This is a genomic window from Leeia aquatica, assembly GCF_012641365.1.
Lineage (GTDB): Bacteria > Pseudomonadota > Gammaproteobacteria > Burkholderiales > Leeiaceae > Leeia > Leeia aquatica.
Genome location: NZ_JABAIM010000003.1, coordinates 305,489 through 322,847 on the forward strand (window position 1 = coordinate 305,489; position 17,359 = coordinate 322,847).

Consider the following 17,359-nt stretch of genomic DNA (forward strand, 5'->3'; position numbering starts at 1 on the left):
AATATCAGACATCAAGCGGATCAACCTCCAGTGTCCAGCTCACGCCCGGGGTGGGCAAGCCATACAGTTGTGGCGTCACAGCGCGCAGCCGCTGTTGCAGCGCGGCGCGTGTGGTGGATTGCAGCATCAGCTGCGCACGCTCCCGGCCATTCACCCGCAGCATCAGCGCCGGAACCGGTTCAAACACTTCGACCGTATCGGCCGCCTGCTCGGGCAGCATCAACTGTCGCGCCTGCTGCAGCCACTGCAAGGCCTGCTCCAGCGTACGCGCCTCAGCCCGCAGGATAGCCTGATATGCCAGCGGCGGGAACAGGCATTGCGCCCGCTCTGCCAGCAACTGTGCTGCAAACGCGGGGTAATCATGCCGCGTCAGCGCCACATACAGCGGGTGATCCGGGAACGCCGTCTGCACCAGCACCCGCCCCGGCTTGTCCGCCCGGCCAGCCCGCCCCGCCACCTGCACCAGCTGCGCAAACAACCGTTCACTGGCGCGGTAATCCGCGCTGTACAGGCTGCCATCTGCCCCCACCACCGCCACCAGCGTCAGATTGGGGAAATCATGTCCTTTGGCCAGCATCTGGGTGCCAATCAGGATGTCGGCTTCGCCCGCCACAATTTGCTGCTGTGCCGCCTGCCAGCTCCCTTTGCGCCGCATACTGTCGCGGTCCACCCGCAACAGGCGCGCCTCCGGCAGGGCCTCGGCCAGTGCCGCTTCCAGCCGCTGGGTGCCACTGCCCACCGGCTTCAGGTCTTGATTGCCGCAATCCGGGCAGTGCTGCGGTACCGCCTGCCCCCAACCGCAATGGTGGCACACCAGACGCCGCTCGCCTCGATGCCAGACCAGGCGCGCACTGCAACGGCGGCAGGAGGCCTGCCAGCCACAGGCATCACAGAACAATACGGGGGCATAGCCTCGGCGGTTGAGGAACAACAAACTCTGTTCCCCGCGCTGCAATTGTTGTCGCAACACCCGTAGCAAGGCTTCGGACAGCCCATCGCGCAGCGGTGCCCGACGGGTGTCCAGCAGCACCACTTCCGGCAATTGCGCACCCGCTACGGCACGCTGACCCAGCGAGAGCAAGCGATAACGCGCTTGCTGGGCGTTATGCCAGCTCTCCAGCGAAGGCGTGGCCGAACCCAGCAGCACCTGCACACCGGCTTGCCGTCCGCGCATGACCGCCACATCCCGCGCCGAGTAGCGCAAGCCTTCCTGCTGCTTGTAGGACGCGTCGTGCTCTTCGTCCACCACAATGAGCCCCAGCCGGGGCAAGGGCGTGAACACCGCCAAACGCGTGCCCAGAATCAGATCCCGCTCACCCGCCTGGCAAGCCAGCCATTCCCGGGCGCGCTCCGCATCGCTGACCTCGCTGTGCAGGCAAGCGATGCGTGCCGTCGGGAACCGCTGGCGGAAGCGCTGCAACAGTTGCGGCGTCAGGTTGATTTCTGGCACCAGCACCAGGCCCTGCTGGCCTGTAGCAAGCACCTCGGCCAGCCGCTGCAGATACACTTCGGTTTTGCCACTGCCGGTAATACCAAACAGGAGCGCGGTCTCAGCCCCCAACTCACGCAAGGCCGCCACGGCATGGCCTTGGTCAGGGGAAAGGGTAGGCCCGTCAGTCGGTGACAGCTCCGGGGCCACGCCCCTGACCGGTTCCAGCCAACCTTGCGTGAGCCAGTGCTTTAACAAGGCAGGTGCACTTGCACCCATGCTGACCAGCACCTGCCAGTCGCCACCCTGCTGGAGCGCTTGAAAGAGTTGTCGCTGTAACCGGGCTTGTGCGGGGAGCGCGGCCAGAGCGGCCTGCCCGGCAGGCGTCAGACATACCTGTTGTGGCATCGCCTCGCGCAGCGCTTCGGTTTGGCGCAAGCGCCCCGGCAAAGCGGTGAACAGGGTGGCACCCAGCGGGTACTGGTAATACTGGCTGCAGAAGGTCAGCAACTGCAGCAACCCCGAGTCCAGCAAAGGCGCCTCATCCAGCAGGGCCATCACCGATTTCAGCCGGGCAGGCTCAATCTCACTGTGTTGATCCAGCGCCATGAGGATCGCCACCCGCTGTCGTCGTCCAAAAGGGACCAGCACGCGGCAGCCGAGATGCGCTTCGTTCAATCCTTCCGCACGATAATCAAACAGTTGCGGCAGCGGCACGTCCAGCGCCACCCGGGCAATCTGCATGCAAGCTCCTGATCCGGTATCCATACCCTTTGCCCATGTCAGGGACTTGGCAGCGAAAGTTAAAGTAAGTTGTGACAAACACCGGCAAACCCTTTACGCAAAAGCGATTTTTGCCTTACCCACAGCTTCTGTGGATAACTATGTGGAAAATACGGGGGCAGCCGGGTCAAATTTCGAGAACATGCAGGTTACCGACAGGTTGCACATTCTTTAAGCAAAGATTAATTTCTTTATATATCAATGATTTGCAAAAACTCTGAATGTCTTTTGCATGCTTCAGTGTGCTGCGCCGCATGACCTGAGCAAACTGTGCATAACTTTGACCATGGAACTTAAAATGCCGCACTTTGCAAGAGGGTGAATGCAAAAAAACCTGTTGACATTACCCTCTGGCGCATGACGACTCAGAACAGCGCTGTGACCATTTTACGACAGCTTAAACTGCGGCACGGTGGTAAGCGCGGCTATGCTGCTGTACCGCCTGCACCAGCGCGGTGACATGCTCGGGGCGGGTAAACTGGGAAATACCATGCCCCAAGTTGAACACATGGCCGCTCCCCTGACCGTAGCTGTCCAATAGTCGCATGACTTCACGCTCAATGGCCGCCGGTTGTGCGAACAGGGTGCTCGGGTCCAGATTGCCTTGCAGTGCGACGCGATCCCCCACCCGGCGACGGGCATCGCCGAGGTCTGTGGTCCAGTCCAGCCCTACAGCGTCACACCCGGTATCGGCGATCATCTCCAGCCATTGCCCGCCGCCCTTGGTAAACACAATCACCGGGACTTTGCGCCCCTCTGCTTCACGCGTGAGGCCCGACACAATCTGCTGCATGTAGTGCAAGGAAAACTCCTGATAGGCCGCCTTGGTCAGGGTACCACCCCAGGTATCGAACAGCTGCACCGCCTGCGCCCCGGCTGCAATTTGCGCGTTCAGGTAGGCGGTCACGGCAGTGGTCGTAACCTGCAGGATATGGTGAAACAGGTCTGGCCGGTCATGCAGCATGGTCTTGGTCACCGGGAAGCCATCACTGCTGCCACGGCCTTCAACCATATAGCACGCCAGCGTGAACGGGCTGCCCGAGAAGCCAATCAGCGGTACACGGCCTTGCAGCGCCTTGCGAATCTCCCGCACTGCGTCCATCACATAACGCAGCTCCTGCTCCGGATCGGGCGCATGCAGCTGGCGGATGGCGGCCTCATCCCGCAGCGGGCGCTCAAAACGCGGACCTTCGCCCTCAGCAAAGTACAGGCCCAGCCCCATGGCGTCCGGCACGGTCAGGATATCCGAGAACAGAATGGCGGCATCCAGCGCATAGCGCTCCAGCGGCTGCAGGGTGACTTCCGTGGCCAGCGCCGGATTCTGGCACAGCTGCAGGAAGGAACCGGCCTGCTTGCGGGTGGCACAGTATTCCGGCAGGTAACGCCCCGCCTGCCGCATCAGCCACATCGGCGTCTGATCCACCGGCTGCCGCAGCAGGGCACGCAGGAAACGGTCGTTCTGAAGCACAGCAGTCATGGTGGCGGTCCGTCGTCAGCAAAAAGTGCATTATACCCGATCCCCACTGGCTGCCAGGGCGACCTGCATCAAGCGTTTGCCGCTCATGGCAGCCCCCCGTGTTGTGCACCATGGCCGCATCAAGCCCGGACCGTAGCATGTACACCACAGCCTTAGCCAAGGCCTTGCTGCCAGACAGCGGCGTCTGGTGCAGCACACTCAACGGTCGACTATACTTGTTCGTATATTCACTGCCGCAGTGTGTGCACTCGTGCCTGCGGCTTTGCCAGATCTATCCGCGACAGGATCATCCGGACATGCGCCTGACCCGAACCTTGCTGGCCGCCAGCTGCCTGCTGGCCTCATCGGCCCTGTTTGCTGCTGGCCATCCGGCCTTGGCCTCTGCGCAACAAATGTTGGCGCGGAAACAGCCAGCAGCCGCCTTCAAACTGCTGGCGCCGCTGGCCCCACAGCTTTCAGGCGACCCCGAATTTGACTATCTGCTCGGCATCGCCGCACTCGATAGCGGCAACCCGACGGAGGCCGTGTTTGCCCTGGAACGGGTGGTCGATATCCAGCCGGACAACCAGCCCGCTCGCCTGGAGCTCGCCCGCGCCCACTTCATGCTCGGCGAAAAGGCCGCCGCCCGCGAGGAATTCCAGACAGTCAAGGACGCCAACCCGCCCAAAGCTGCGCTCTCAACCATCAACCAGTACCTGAATGCCATCGACGGCCCTGAAGCCGGTAAAACCCGTATCCATGGTTATGTGCAGGCGGGTCTCGGTCGCGACAGCAATGTCAACAGTGCTACCGGGCAACAGCAAATTGCCATCCCCTTACTTGGTGGACTGGTCTTCAATCTGAATGATAACAATCACTCGCAGAAAGACAGCTTCAGCACCTTGGCTGGCGGCGTGGACATCCGTCATGCCATTGATAACGATCTGATCTGGACAGCAAGCCTAGACGCCAACTGGCGTAACAATCATCGCTGGGATGCCTACGATATGCGTAGTTTGACAGCGCAGACCGGGTTAACCTGGCTACGACCAGAGGACAGTTACAGCCTTGGATTGGTGCGGCAATCGTTACGGGTCGATGGGCAAAGTTATCGCACCCTGACAGGCCTGAATGGCCAGTGGGTGCACGCACTGAATGCAGAAAGCCAGATTGCGCTGTATGCTCAATTTGGACAACTTCGCTACCCCATCCAAGCGGTGCGAAACGTCAACCGCAGTGTTGTGGGTGCCGCCTATGCCGAGCAACTGGACGACGACAGCATGATGTATAGCGGCTTTTACATGGGCCGTGAAGCAGTTCGGGAGCGCAGCTATCCCCATCTGGGTCATAAATTGTTTGGGTTCCGTTTGGGTGGCGAGTGGAACTTGCGCCCAGACCTCAAGCTATTCGTCCAGAGCAGCTTCGAGCGTCGACGTTATGGCGGTCAGGAGACCTTGTTTAAAACCTCTCGTCGCGACAGGCAACTAGATCTTCGTATTGGGCTCAGCTACACCCCCATCAAGAATCTGACATTGATGCCGTCTCTGAGTTGGACTCGCAGCCGCTCCAACATCAGCCTGCACGATTATCGCCGCACCCAGGCTGATCTGACCGTGCGTTACGACTTTGAATAGATTGCGAGGTTAGCCATGTCTACCTATGTTTTCACGCTCACCCGACCAGCCAGTTTGCTACTGCTGGCCGGCTTATTACCCCTGCAGCTGTGGGCAGCAGCAGGCAAGGTAGAGTTTGTCAGCGGAGAAGTGCTGGCCACCGGCAGCAATGGCCAGCCCCGCACCTTGAGTCGTGGCAGTGAACTGGACGTCGCCGATCTGATCAACACCCAGAATGGCAGGGTGCAAATTCGCTTTACCGATGGTGGCTATGTCTCTTTGGCCCCACGAACCCAGTTCAAGATCACCCAGTACAAATTCAATGGCAAGAACGATGGCGAGGAACAGGGTTTCTTCAGCCTGTTTCGCGGCAGCATGCGCACAGTGACTGGTTTGATTGGCAAGGGGCGGCGCGAAGCCTATCAAGTGACCACCCCGACCGCAACCATTGGCATTAGGGGTACCGAATACACCGCTGAACAAACCGATGGGCTCAAAGTCGCTGTAGCCAAAGGTTCTGTCGTTGTTACCAACGAAATCAGCAATGTTGTATTGCAACCGGGTGAGAGCGTGTTCTTTGAAGGCCCCCGTCAACCACCCAAACCCGTTGAAAAAAGTGCTGTTGTCGTCAGCCAGCAGGATGAGGAGCAAACTCTACCTAAAGATGTTCTTCCGCTAGACAACCCCTTAATTACCGGCAATGAAACCAACAGTAATGGGGGCAGCGCAGTTGTCCTGCCACTGAGCGACGGCTCAGGTTACAACCTTGCCTATGTGCGCATTAATGGCGGCTCGCCTGGCATTGGCCTAATCAGTAGCAGTACGGTCACCTTTACCAATGGTGGCACATCACTTTCCACCTACACCAACAGTGGCTATAACAACAACCCCGGCACCACCCAAGTACAGGAGACCATGACCAGTGGGCTGCTGGGTTGGGGGCGTTGGGTCAATGGTACCAGTGGGGGTAACGATACCGGCTTGTCTGGTCAAGTCTATAGTGGCAGCAGCCAAGGCTTTCACTATATGGTAGGCCAGCCTACTGCCAGCATCCCGACTACAGGCAGCTACACATATAAGTTGATTGGGGGAACTACCCCCACGGCAACCACAGGGCAAACCAGCAACAGCTTTAACGGTTCTCTCGATGTGGATTTTGTAGCCCAGACTGCCAAATTAACCGGCAGCATTACCTCTGGCGCCAATGTTTACAGCTTTGTCGCCCCCAACTCCGGCTCAGTGACCGCCACCTTCAACCTCACCAGTTCGACCGGGGGGGGTAGCTGCCCTGGCTGCACCTTCAACGGGGAGGGTTTTTTTGCGGGATCCAGTGCACAACAGGCCGGTATCAATTATAAGTTGGATATCGTCGGCAACTGGCTGATTGGTGTCGCTGCCTTTCAGCAGCAATAGTGTCGATACAGCAGCAAGCTGCACGCCGGGCTGAGCAGCTGCTGGCGGAGAATCGCCCGTCCAAGGCCGCGCGGGTACTGCAGGCGGCGGCAGATAGTAGCGCTCCTGCCCCTTACTGGCTGCTACTCGGCCACGCGCTACGGCTGGCCGGGGAGCCCCTGCCGGCTTGGGAGGCGTTGCAGTGTGCCTTGCAGCGGGATAACAGCCTGTTGCCGGCCCGGCTGGCAGGGTTGCAGGCTTTGAGTGAGGCCGGGCAGCTCACTCAAGCGCTACACCTCTGCCAGCAATGGTGTACTGAATTTCCGGATAGCCCAGACCTGCACACCGCACAGGCCTGGCTGCTGCGCAGCCTGCAGCAAGTGGATGCCGCGCTGACACACTACCGGTACATCTTGGAGCGCTGGCCCGCGCACCTGCCCGCCCGTGAAAAAGCCTGCTTGTTGCTGCAACAACAAGGCCAGCTCTTCGCTGCGCTGGCCTTGGCGGATGACGGCCCGGAAGACCTGCCCCACCGACTGCTGCAAGCAGAATGTCTGCTGGCAACCGGACAAGCGCAACAGGCCGTCACCCGGTTACGCCAAGCAGACACCGATACGCCGCCAGAACCGCTTCGACTCGCCCTGCTGGGCATCGCTGCCGCTTGTGCGGGCGATACCGCCACAGCCTGGGCGTCGTTTGCCCAGGCCCCGGAGGCCGCCCGGCAAGCCATTGCTCAGCGTGCGCCGGGCTGGAGTGCCCAGCAATGCGAGCAAGCCCGCCTGCACCCGGAAACGCTGGCCCTGCACTACCTGAACGAGCAACGCTGTCATGCCAGCTGGCACGACCCCGCCCACTGCGCCCCGCTGGCGCTGGACGCCCTGCCCGCGCCACTGGGCGACCCACCGGACAACGTGCTGTGGTTTCAGGCGCTGTGGCGACCGCATGACCGCATGGCCTTGCGTGAGCGTGCAGAAGCCCTGGCCGCCCGCCTGCCTGCCACGCCGGTAAGACAGACCCGCACCGCGCGGACCGAAGGCCCCTACCGTATCGGCCTGCTGAGCGCAGATTGGTGTCCGCACCCGGTCCCCCGCCTGATCCTGCCGCTACTGCGCCATGCCAGCCCGCGCGTACACTACATACGCTACGCCAGCGTGCCACCTGTGGCCTACCCGCCAGTTGCCGCCATGCAGGCACACTCCCCGCTGGTAGACCTGTCGCGGTTGAGCGACCTGCATGCCGCCCAGCGCATTGCCGCAGACCAGCTGGACCTGCTGATCGACCTCAGCGGCTGGACTTCACAGTTCCGCCCGGCCCTGCTCAGCCACCGCCCGGCCCCCCGCCAGCTAGGCTGGCTCGGCTACTTCAGCACCTGCGGCGGTGCCGGGCTGGACCATGTGCTGCTGGACCCGATCATGGCCCCGGAAGACGAAGACGGCTACTGGCGGGAAACCCTGCTGCGCATGCCGGAAACCCTGTGGTTGTACGACAACCAGCAAGCCATCGCCGTCACCCCCAGCCGCAGCGAGCTGGGGCTGCCCGAGCAAGCCTTCGTGTTCTGCAGCATTCATTCCGACTACAAACTGGACCCGACCCTCTTCGCCGCCTGGATGCAGCTGCTGCACGCGGTGCCCGGCAGCGTGCTATGGCAAACCCCGCGTCTGCCCGCCGTTGCGGAGAACTTGCGACGAGAAGCCGAGCGGCACGGCATCCCGCCAGAGCGACTGATCTTCAGCCCCTACGAGCCGGACCTGCCCCGCTATCTGGCCCGCTACCGCCAGGCGGATCTCTTCCTCGACACCGCCTGCTGCAACACCGGCACTACCCTGCTCGATGCCCTCTACAGCGGCCTGCCCGCCCTCACCCTGTGCGGCAACACCCCCTCCACCCGCAAAGGCGCCAGCATCCTGCACGCCCTCGGCCTGGATACGCTGATCTGCCACAGTCTGGCAGACTACAGCGCGCGAGCACTGCAGCTGGCCCGCGAGCCACAAGCGCTGGCCGCGCTACGCCAGCAGGTACAAAACGCGCGCCAGCGCCCGCCACTCAACAGTCGCCTGCAAGCCCAGCAGCTGGAGAGCATGTGGTGCCATGTGATTGAGACCTACCCCGCGCACTAGCGCACTGCTCATGGCGGCGCAGACGCTTCACGCCGAAGCTGCAGGCTCTCGCCCTTCCAGCAGCGCCACATCGCCCAGCTGGTCCCCCACCCGGTGCGACAAATGGCGAAACACCGCCAACCGCACCTCCGCCGCATCCGCCCGCCCCAGCTCCTCCACCAGATGCGTCTGCGCCTCATAGTGCAGTACCAGCAAGCCGCGCAGCTTCTCAAAAGCGGAAGCATGCCCATTGCAGACAGTCAGGTCATTCGCCAGTACCCGATCAATCACTCCCGGCTCCAGCAACCGCACCTGACTCATCACGCACAACTGCACGATCTCCAGATCAATCGCCTCCACCGTCTCCGCCCACCGCTCATGGCTGAACCGCTGTTTGCTGAGACTCATCGCACCCCCACATGAAAATATTGCATCGCAACATGTCGCTTACTTTACTGCGCTAACGTGGGTATGCCAACACCGCTTGAGGTAAATCTGTACGTTGGCAGCTGAACCTGAACAAAAGGATAGGCGGAGTTGCGCCTACTGAGCTTGAGAGTATGTAGGCACGCGCAAGGCGTGAGTCGAGAGTGGTACGTCGGCAATCGCCCTGACACTCGGGATCGGCATTCTTTTGGAGAAGATCAAACAGGCCAAGTCAGCTAAAAATGTCGATGGCATTTTTATACCCATGCGAGGCACCCGATAGTGGGTGCACGTAGCGTACTCAATACCGAGCGTACACGGTAAAATCGGTTTCTGCGCAGTGATAATTTATGATCCGAAATAGGACCAACAAAGCACATCATGCAGCCTTTTTCAATCACCCTGTTTGCTACCACCGGTGACCCTGAGGGTATTCGCCATGTCGACAAATCTAACTGGTCAGGCTACGGCGTAGTGTTCAACCGGGAACTATTTCATCAACTGAAACAAGAGCCCGGCTTTTCTCAGGCAGGTGTTTATATTCTTGTAGGCAACGCCGCTGAGGAGACCATCTATATCGGTGAGGCCGATCCGGTCGGGGATCGGCTCAAGAATCACGTCTCGAACAAGGAAGGATGGGTCTGGGGCGTTTACTTTTTTGACCGAAACCACAAGATTGGAAAAACGGAAGTTCAGTATCTCGAATCGGCACTGGTGACGCTGGCCAAGAAGCATGGTCGCGCAATTCTGTTAAACAAGAATAGTCCTACCCCACCAACGATGGCTCCTGCAGCAAAGGCAACGGCACAGGCCTTCCTAGCAGACATGCTGTTGATCTTGCCAATGCTTGGGATCAACGCGTTCACACCACCGAAGCAAGAAGATCCGCTCGATCAAGTACAACCAGTCGGGGCAGAAAGCGATAAGTTCGACACCATCGTTGTCCCTGCTCGTGAGGAAGGATTCAAACAACGTTTCTTGAACGAAAACTGCTGGTTTGCGGTTCGGATCAATGCGAAGCACATCTCAAAACTGAAGTACATCGCGGCTTATCAGGTTGCCCCTGTTGCCGCCATTACTCACATTGCGGAGGTCGAAACCATTGTTCCGTATAACGATACGGGTAAATACATGATTCGATTCAAGGGGCCAGCCACAGCGGTCTCCCCTATACCACGTTTGGAAAATAGCGAGATCAATATGCAGTCCCCACGGTACGCACTGCGCGAAAAGCTCGCTGCAGCTCTGGCGCTTGATCAGATTTGGAAGTAGCCAAAGTGATTTCCATCATAACAAGAAGCCCCGCAAAAGCGGGGCTTCTTGTTGGCAGCACAATGGGAATGGTACGACATAAATGAAAAATTAACTGTCACCCGATGGACTAACCCTCAATCCCAGCTCAACGCCCCACCCGACTGATACTCGGTGACGCGGGTTTCGAAGAAGTTCTTTTCTTTCTTCAGGTCGATCATTTCGCTCATCCACGGGAAGGGGTTGGTTTCGCCGGGGAAGAGGGGGTCGAGGCCGATTTGCTGCATGCGGCGGTTAGCGATGAAGCGCAGGTATTCCTTGAACATGCCGGCATTGAGGCCGAGCACGCCGCGTGGCATGGTGTCTTCGGCGTAGGCGTATTCCAGGTCTACTGCCTTCTTGAACAGCTCAACCAGCTCGGCCTTGAAGCTGTCGGTCCACAGGTGCGGGTTTTCCAGCTTGATGGTGTTGATGAGGTCGATGCCAAAATTGCAGTGCATGGATTCATCGCGCAGGATGTACTGGTACTGCTCCGCAGCACCGGTCATCTTGTTCTGGCGGCCGAGGGCGAGGATCTGCACAAAGCCCACATAGAAGAACAGGCCTTCCATGATGCAGGCGAACACGATCAGTGATTTGAGCAGTTGCTGGTCGGTGGCCGGGGTGCCGGTCTTGAATTCCGGGTTGGTGAGCGCGTCGATGAAGGGGATCAGGAATTCATCCTTGTCGCGGATGGATTTGATCTCGTGGTAGGCATTGAACACTTCGCCTTCGTCCAGCCCCAGCGATTCGACGATGTACTGGTAGGCGTGAGTGTGGATGGCCTCTTCAAACGCTTGCCGCAGCAGGAACTGGCGGCATTCCGGTGCGGTGATCTGGCGGTAGGTGCCGAGCACGATGTTGTTGGCGGCCAGGCTGTCGGCGGTGACGAAGAAGCCGAGGTTGCGCTTGACCAGGCGGCGCTCGTCTTCGGTCAGGCCGTTCGGGCTTTTCCACAGCTCGATATCGCGCTGCATGTTCACTTCCTGCGGCATCCAGTGGTTGGCGCAGGTGGCCAGGTATTTTTCCCAGGCCCATTTGTACTTGAACGGTACCAGCTGGTTGACGTCGGTCTGGCCGTTGATGATGCGCTTGTCGACGGCGTTGACGCGGTTGGAAGCGCCGCCGCTCAGCAGGCCGCTGGCGGCCACCGGCTCGGCGGCATAGACCGGAGCCGGGTCGGGCCGGGGCGTCGCGGCAGCTTGCGGCGCAGCGGGTTTGCTCGGGCTTGCCACTTCGTCATCCCAGTTCAGCATGGTGGTCTTTCCTTTATTCTCTCTAGCCGGTGGCGCGCGGCACCACCCTTGGTTCATTCAGTCTGCAGGACAGGGCTGCAGTTTGGACAGGCGGCGGGGGTGCTTGTTGCAGCCCGCCGCCAGACGGTCAGCCATCGCCACCACCGCCGCCACAGCGGCAGGGGGCGAGGGTGCCGTAGTCACTGGCAGCTTTCGCAGTCCGGGTTGTCGATGCTGCAGAATTTCACGTCAGACGCCGGTTCGCTCACCGATTGCGCGGCGGCAATGGCGGTGGCGGCCTGGGCGGCGGCGGATACGCCACCACTCACCGGCACCGCATTCAGCTCACCGCCCTGGCCGGTGGACTTCTCGGCGGAGGTGGCGGCCAGCGTGCGCAGGTAGTAGGTGGTTTTCAGGCCCTTGACCCAGGCGAACTTGTAGAGGTCGTCCAGCTTCTTGCCGGAGGCACCGGCCACATACAGGTTGAGCGATTGTGCCTGGTCCAGCCACTTCTGGCGGCGGCTGGCGGCTTCCACCAGCCACTTCGGGTCCACTTCAAATGCGGTGGCGTACAGTGCACGCAGATTGGCCGGGATGCGGTCGATCCGGCCCAGCGAACCATCAAAGTACTTGAGGTCGGCCACCATCACTTCGTCCCACAGGCCGGCGGCCTTGAGGTCGCGCACCAGATAGTCGTTGACCACGGTGAACTCGCCGGACAGGTTGGATTTGACGAACAGGTTCTGGTAGGTCGGTTCGATCGACGCGGACACGCCCACGATGTTGGAAATGGTCGCGGTCGGGGCAATCGCCAGGCAGTTGGAGTTGCGCATGCCGTACTGTTTGACGCGCTCACGCAGTGCGTCCCAGTTCATGCGTTGCGAACGGTCCACTTCCAGATAGCCGCCGCGCGCTTCGGCCAGCAGGTCGAGCGAGTCGAGCGGCAGGATGCCACGGTCCCACAGACTGCCTTGGTAGGAGTGGTAGCGGCCCCGCTCCTGCGCCAGTTCGGTGGATGCCCAGTAGGCGTAGTAGGCCAGCGCTTCCATCGAACGGTCGGCAAACTCGACGGCCTCTTCCGAACCATACGGTACGCGCAGTTCAAACAGGCATTCCTGGAACGACATCAGGCCCAGACCCACCGGACGGTGGCGCAGGTTGGCATTGCGTGCCTTCTTCACCGGGTAGAAGTTGATGTCGATCACGTTGTCCAGCATGCGCATGGCAGTTTTCACCGTGCGCTTGAGCTTGTCATGGTCGAGCACTTTGCTGCCGGTACCGTCGTCCTTCAGGTGCGCCAGCAGGTTGACCGAGCCGAGGTTACACACCGCAATCTCGTTGTCATTGGTGTTGAGGGTGATCTCGGTGCACAGGTTGGAGCTGTGTACCACGCCCACGTGCTGCTGCGGGCTGCGCACATTGCACGGATCCTTGAAGGTGATCCACGGATGGCCGGTTTCAAACAGCATGGTCAGCATCTTGCGCCACAGGGTGAGCGCCGGGATCTTCTTGTGCACGCGCATCTCGCCGCGCTCGGCCTTGGCTTCGTAAGCGGTGTAGGCTTCTTCAAACGCGAGGCCGAACTTGTCGTGCAGGTCCGGTGCTTCTGACGGGCTGAACAGGGTCCAGTCTGCGCCTTCCATCACGCGCTTCATGAACAGGTCCGGCACCCAGTTGGCGGTGTTCATGTCGTGGGTGCGGCGGCGGTCATCACCGGTGTTCTTGCGCAGCTCGAGGAATTCTTCCACGTCGGCGTGCCAGGTTTCCAGATAGGCACAGACGGCGCCCTTGCGCTTGCCGCCCTGGTTGACGGCCACGGCGGTGTCGTTCACCACCTTGAGGAAAGGCACCACGCCTTGCGACTTGCCGTTGGTGCCCTTGATGTGGCTGCCCAGCGCCCGCACCGGGGTCCAGTCATTGCCCAGCCCACCGGCAAACTTGGACAGCAGCGCGTTTTCCTTGATGCCTTCGTAGATGCCGTCCAGATCGTCGGCGATGGTGGTCAGGTAGCAGCTGGACAGCTGGCTGTGCAGGGTGCCGGAGTTGAACAGCGTCGGGGTGGATGACATGAAGTCGAACTTCGACAGCACTTCATAGAATTCGATGGTGCGGGTTTCGCGGTCGATTTCGTTGATGGCCAGGCCCATCGCCACCCGCATGAAGAAAGCTTGCGGCATTTCGATACGGCGGCCGTGTACGTGCAGGAAGTAGCGGTCGTACAAGGTCTGCAGGCCGAGGTAGCCAAACTGGTAATCGCGGTGCGCGTCCAGCGCGGCGCCCAGGCGGGCGAGGTCAAACTGGGCCAGACGCGGGTCCAGCAGTTCGGCCTCAATACCTTGCTTGATGTAACGCGGGAAGTAGTCGACATAGCGCTCGGCCATTTCCTGCTGGCTCAGCTCTTCGCCGATGATTTCGCGGCGGATGGTGTTCAGCAGCAGGCGGGCGGTCACATAGTTGTAGGCCGGGTCTTGCTCGATCATGGCGCGGGCGGCCAGCACCAGCGACTTGCGTACTTCGTCCGCCGGGACCCCGTCGTACAGGTTCTTCAGGGTTTCGGCCAGCAGGTGTTCCACGTCCACCACCGACTCGTAACCTTCGGCGGCAGAATCGAGCAATGCGCGCAGCTTTTTCAAGTCCAGCGGGCTGCGGCTGCCATTGGTTTCCACCACGTGGATGGTGGCATGTGCTTCCGTGTCCGGCTTGGCGGCACGCTCGGCCTTGCGCTGCTCGCGGTACAGCACGTAGGCGCGGGCCACGTCATGCTCGCCGGAACGCATCAGCGACAGTTCGACCTGATCCTGGATGTCTTCAATGTGGATGGCGCCACCATCCGGCTTGCGGCGCATCAGGGCGTTGACCACCGATTGCGTCAACTGCTCCACCAGCTCGCGCACGCGGGCGCTGGCAGCAGCCTGGCTGCCGTGGGTGGCGATGAAAGCCTTGGTCATGGCCACGGAAATCTTCACCGGCTCAAAAGCCACCACATCCCCGTTACGGCGGATCGTCTTGTACTGGGCGTAGGCTGCGTTCATGTCTGCCTCCGGACTGAGCGGGGTGGATGCGGTGGATTCTGCGACGGTTTGCATGCGTAGGCTCCTGATGGCGCACGAAAAACAGCCCGCCGGAACACGTCTCAAAAGGTGTGGGCAAGCTGTGGATAATCTGTGGGAATCCACTATATCTAGTGGGGACCCTGCTTTGATGTCACAAATTCTAGTAGCCTGAGCCGCTTCGCGCAAGCTTGATTTTTCGCCGCAATGCGGTATAGAGGGCCGCCCCGTTATGCCAACGGCCTGAGAAATCCGATGGTTGCTAGTGTGCCCCGCAACACGACGCGCAGTGCATTTCTGCTACACTGCTCCCGCCCCTCCGATAACCCCGTGCCGCGTACGGCTACGACGGCCCCGCATGACACTTCTCCACTCGACATCATGAAAAATACCGCCACCCTGTTGATCAGCAGCCCCGACCACAAAGGGCTGGTTGCTGCGATTGCCGACTTTCTCTACCAGCACAACGCCAACATCCTGCACGCCGATCAGCACCAGGACGCACAGGAAAACCTGTTTCTGATGCGGGTGGAGTGGGATCTGGAGGAGTTCACCCTGCCGCTGGAGCAGTTTGCAGAGGCGTTCGCCCCGATTGCCGAGCGGCATCAACTGGACTGGCGGCTGGAAGATGGCCGGCGGCGCAGCCGGATGGCGATTTTTGTGTCCCGCTTTGACCACTGCCTGGTGGACCTGCTGTACCGCCACCAGAGTGGCGAACTGCCCTGCGACATCCCGCTGATCATCAGCAACCATGAGGATACCCGCCGGCTGGCCGAATTCTACGGCATCCCTTTTGTGGTGATCCCGGTCAATGGTGACAACAAGGCAGAGGCCGAAGCCGAACAGCAGCGCCTGCTGGACGCACACCAGATCGACCTGATCGTGCTGGCCCGCTATATGCAGGTGCTCTCCACCGAGTTCTGCGCCCGCTACCCGCAGCGCATCATCAACATCCACCACAGTTTCCTGCCCGCCTTCCACGGCGCCCGCCCCTACCACCGCGCCTTTGAGCGCGGGGTCAAGCTGATCGGCGCCACCGGCCACTATGTGACAGAGATCCTGGACGATGGCCCCATCATTGAGCAGGATGTCGCCCGCATCAGCCATCGTGATGCGATTGACGACCTGCTGCAAAAAGGCCGCGATCTGGAAAAGGTGGTGCTGTCACGTGCGGTGCGCTGGCATCTGGATCATCGGGTACTGGTCTACAAGAACAAGACCGTGGTGTTTGATTGATTGCTCGCCTGACCACCCGCCTGCATCAGCTCTGGGACGATTGCGCCCACCTGCTGCTGGGGCGCCCCCTGCTGCCCTGGCCTTATCACTGGCAGCATGGCGAGCTGCTGCTGGTTCTGTGGCTGCTGGGGGTGGTCAATACCAATCCGGCACCTGAGTTTGTCGCCGGGCCGGTGCTGCGGGTGCTGTTTTTCAGTGGTATATACCTGCTGAGCAATCTGCTACTGGCACACGTGCTGTGGCAGGTGTTGCGGCGCATGGTACCCGGTCTACCGTGGCTGGCCTGTCTCACCGTGCTGGTGATGGGCAGCCTGCCGGATGCCCTGATGCCCCTATTGCAGCAGCTGGGCGCCGCTGGTGCAACGCTGAGCGATTTGCTGTCCTTGTATTGCCTGTTTGCCATCCTGCGCGGGCTGCGTCAGCTGACTGGTGCGCCCTGGTTGTGGCTATCCCTGCTGGGCACCGCTGGCTGGCTCTCTGCGCAAGCTGTGTTTATACTCAGTTTGCATACCGGGATTACCCTGGGCTGGATTCTGCCTCCTGCAAGTTGAGATCATCGCCATGTCCTTACGCCATTTGCTGCTGTTGCTGTTTGTGCTCCCCCTGCTGGCATGGGCGGCGCCACGCCCCAGTGAGTGGGCGCAGCCGGTGGGCAATGGCAAGATCATCAATCTGTACCGCATTTCGCCCAGCATTTATCGCAGCGCGCAGCTGGATGGCCCCGATGTGGCCAGCCTGAAGAAACTGGGCATCCGTACGGTACTTAACCTGCGCCGCTTTCATTCCGACGAGTACCTGTTCAAGGGCACCTCGGTACAAATGGTGCGGGTGCCGATGAATGCCTGGCATATTGAAGACGAAGACGTGGTGGCGGCCCTGAAGGTGTTGCAGCAAGCCTCACCGGCTGCACCGGTACTGATTCATTGCCAGCACGGCGCCGATCGCACCGGCGTGGTGTCGGCCATGTACCGTATTGTGGTGCAAGGCTGGGACAAGCAGGCGGCGATCGATGAGATGATCAACGGCGGCTACGGCTTTCATCCGGTGTGGGACAACATCCGCAGCTATATCCAGCAGGTCGATGTCGCGCGCATCAAGGCGGCCGTCAGCCGCTGAGCGCCTGATCCTTGCCCGCCGCGCGAAAAAAGTGCAGCGGACCGATTGTCAGGACCCATTTTCCCGGCTATGCTTATTCGAGAATTGTGGTTCATTATTGTGATACTTATAAAATCAAGCGCTTGCTAGATTAAGAAAGTAGAAATAGCTGAACCCGATCAAACACTTGTTTGAAACCCAACTATACTTGAAGCATGCCAGGGTCCGCACCGTGTCCGGAGACGGTCCCCTACAGAT

At 60.4% G+C, this 17,359-nt stretch carries 12 protein-coding genes; 7 read left to right on the forward strand and 5 right to left on the reverse strand.

Annotated elements, in window-relative coordinates:
• Positions 1-4: 4 nt before the first annotated feature.
• Together HF682_RS14155 and hemE are read right to left on the reverse strand one after the other, a co-directional pair.
• Positions 5-2,173 (reverse strand): primosomal protein N', encoded by a 2,169-nt coding sequence (locus HF682_RS14155; RefSeq protein ID WP_168877966.1) that lies wholly within the window; start codon positions 2,171-2,173, stop codon positions 5-7.
• A gap of 436 nt (positions 2,174-2,609) precedes the next feature.
• Positions 2,610-3,689: a uroporphyrinogen decarboxylase gene (hemE, locus tag HF682_RS14160; protein WP_168877967.1), complete on the reverse strand. Its 1,080-nt coding sequence runs from the start codon at positions 3,687-3,689 to the stop codon at positions 2,610-2,612.
• 314 nt (positions 3,690-4,003) lie between these two features.
• On the opposite strand from hemE, the gene HF682_RS14165 reads away from it, so the two are divergent.
• The 3 genes from HF682_RS14165 (at position 4,004) to HF682_RS18015 (ending at position 8,790) form a co-directional block, all read left to right on the forward strand.
• Positions 4,004-5,302, forward strand: a complete 1,299-nt coding sequence (locus tag HF682_RS14165; RefSeq protein ID WP_168877968.1) for a surface lipoprotein assembly modifier — start codon at positions 4,004-4,006, stop codon at positions 5,300-5,302.
• 129 nt (positions 5,303-5,431) lie between these two features.
• Positions 5,432-6,694 carry a FecR family protein gene (locus HF682_RS14170; protein WP_168877969.1) on the forward strand — a complete coding sequence of 421 codons (1,263 nt, stop codon included), beginning with the start codon at positions 5,432-5,434 and terminating at the stop codon, positions 6,692-6,694.
• A complete protein-coding gene (locus tag HF682_RS18015) occupies positions 6,694-8,790 on the forward strand; it encodes an O-linked N-acetylglucosamine transferase, SPINDLY family protein (RefSeq protein ID WP_168877970.1) in 2,097 nt (698 codons plus the stop codon). Before HF682_RS14170 ends, HF682_RS18015 begins: the two co-directional genes overlap by 1 nt.
• Before the next feature lie 27 nt (positions 8,791-8,817).
• On the opposite strand, the gene HF682_RS14180 is transcribed toward HF682_RS18015, so the two are convergent.
• Complete coding sequence (locus HF682_RS14180; protein ID WP_168877971.1) at positions 8,818-9,177, reverse strand: hypothetical protein; 360 nt, start codon at positions 9,175-9,177, stop codon at positions 8,818-8,820.
• 399 nt (positions 9,178-9,576) lie between these two features.
• Between HF682_RS14180 and HF682_RS14185 the strand changes: the two genes are divergently transcribed.
• On the forward strand, positions 9,577-10,467 hold the full coding sequence (locus HF682_RS14185) for a GIY-YIG nuclease family protein (RefSeq protein WP_168877972.1): 891 nt from the start codon (positions 9,577-9,579) through the stop codon (positions 10,465-10,467).
• Between the two features lie 116 nt (positions 10,468-10,583).
• Here the strand turns inward: HF682_RS14185 and HF682_RS14190 are convergent, their stop codons facing one another.
• Together HF682_RS14190 and HF682_RS14195 are read right to left on the reverse strand one after the other, a co-directional pair.
• Positions 10,584-11,741, reverse strand: a complete 1,158-nt coding sequence (locus HF682_RS14190) for a ribonucleotide-diphosphate reductase subunit beta (RefSeq protein ID WP_168877973.1) — start codon at positions 11,739-11,741, stop codon at positions 10,584-10,586.
• Positions 11,742-11,920: 179 nt separating this feature from the next.
• Positions 11,921-14,806, reverse strand: coding sequence for a ribonucleoside-diphosphate reductase subunit alpha (locus HF682_RS14195; protein WP_168877974.1), 2,886 nt, complete (start codon positions 14,804-14,806; stop codon positions 11,921-11,923).
• Positions 14,807-15,151: 345 nt separating this feature from the next.
• Here HF682_RS14195 and purU point away from each other — a divergent pair, with 345 nt between their 5' ends.
• Genes purU through HF682_RS14210 form a run of 3 tightly spaced genes read left to right on the forward strand, consistent with a single transcriptional unit; the run spans position 15,152 to position 17,122 of the window.
• Complete coding sequence (gene purU / locus HF682_RS14200) at positions 15,152-16,006, forward strand: formyltetrahydrofolate deformylase (RefSeq protein WP_168877975.1); 855 nt, start codon at positions 15,152-15,154, stop codon at positions 16,004-16,006.
• Positions 16,003-16,557 (forward strand): hypothetical protein, encoded by a 555-nt coding sequence (locus HF682_RS14205; RefSeq protein ID WP_168877976.1) that lies wholly within the window; start codon positions 16,003-16,005, stop codon positions 16,555-16,557. The genes purU and HF682_RS14205 overlap by 4 nt, the downstream gene beginning before the upstream one ends.
• Before the next feature lie 10 nt (positions 16,558-16,567).
• Positions 16,568-17,122 (forward strand): dual specificity protein phosphatase family protein, encoded by a 555-nt coding sequence (locus tag HF682_RS14210; RefSeq protein ID WP_168877977.1) that lies wholly within the window; start codon positions 16,568-16,570, stop codon positions 17,120-17,122.
• Positions 17,123-17,359: the final 237 nt, after the last annotated feature.

Bases quoted from the DNA above. Each gene is read 5' to 3' on its own strand.
- HF682_RS14155 (WP_168877966.1), bottom strand. From the start codon at position 2,173: ATGCAGATTGCCCGGGTGGCGCTGGACGTGCCGCTGCCGCAACTGTTT.
- hemE (WP_168877967.1), bottom strand. From the start codon at position 3,689: ATGACTGCTGTGCTTCAGAACGACCGTTTCCTGCGTGCCCTGCTGCGG.
- HF682_RS14180 (WP_168877971.1), bottom strand. From the start codon at position 9,177: ATGAGTCTCAGCAAACAGCGGTTCAGCCATGAGCGGTGGGCGGAGACG.
- HF682_RS14185 (WP_168877972.1), top strand. From the start codon at position 9,577: ATGCAGCCTTTTTCAATCACCCTGTTTGCTACCACCGGTGACCCTGAG.
- HF682_RS14190 (WP_168877973.1), bottom strand. From the start codon at position 11,741: ATGCTGAACTGGGATGACGAAGTGGCAAGCCCGAGCAAACCCGCTGCG.
- HF682_RS14195 (WP_168877974.1), bottom strand. From the start codon at position 14,806: ATGCAAACCGTCGCAGAATCCACCGCATCCACCCCGCTCAGTCCGGAG.
- purU (WP_168877975.1), top strand. From the start codon at position 15,152: ATGAAAAATACCGCCACCCTGTTGATCAGCAGCCCCGACCACAAAGGG.
- HF682_RS14210 (WP_168877977.1), top strand. From the start codon at position 16,568: ATGTCCTTACGCCATTTGCTGCTGTTGCTGTTTGTGCTCCCCCTGCTG.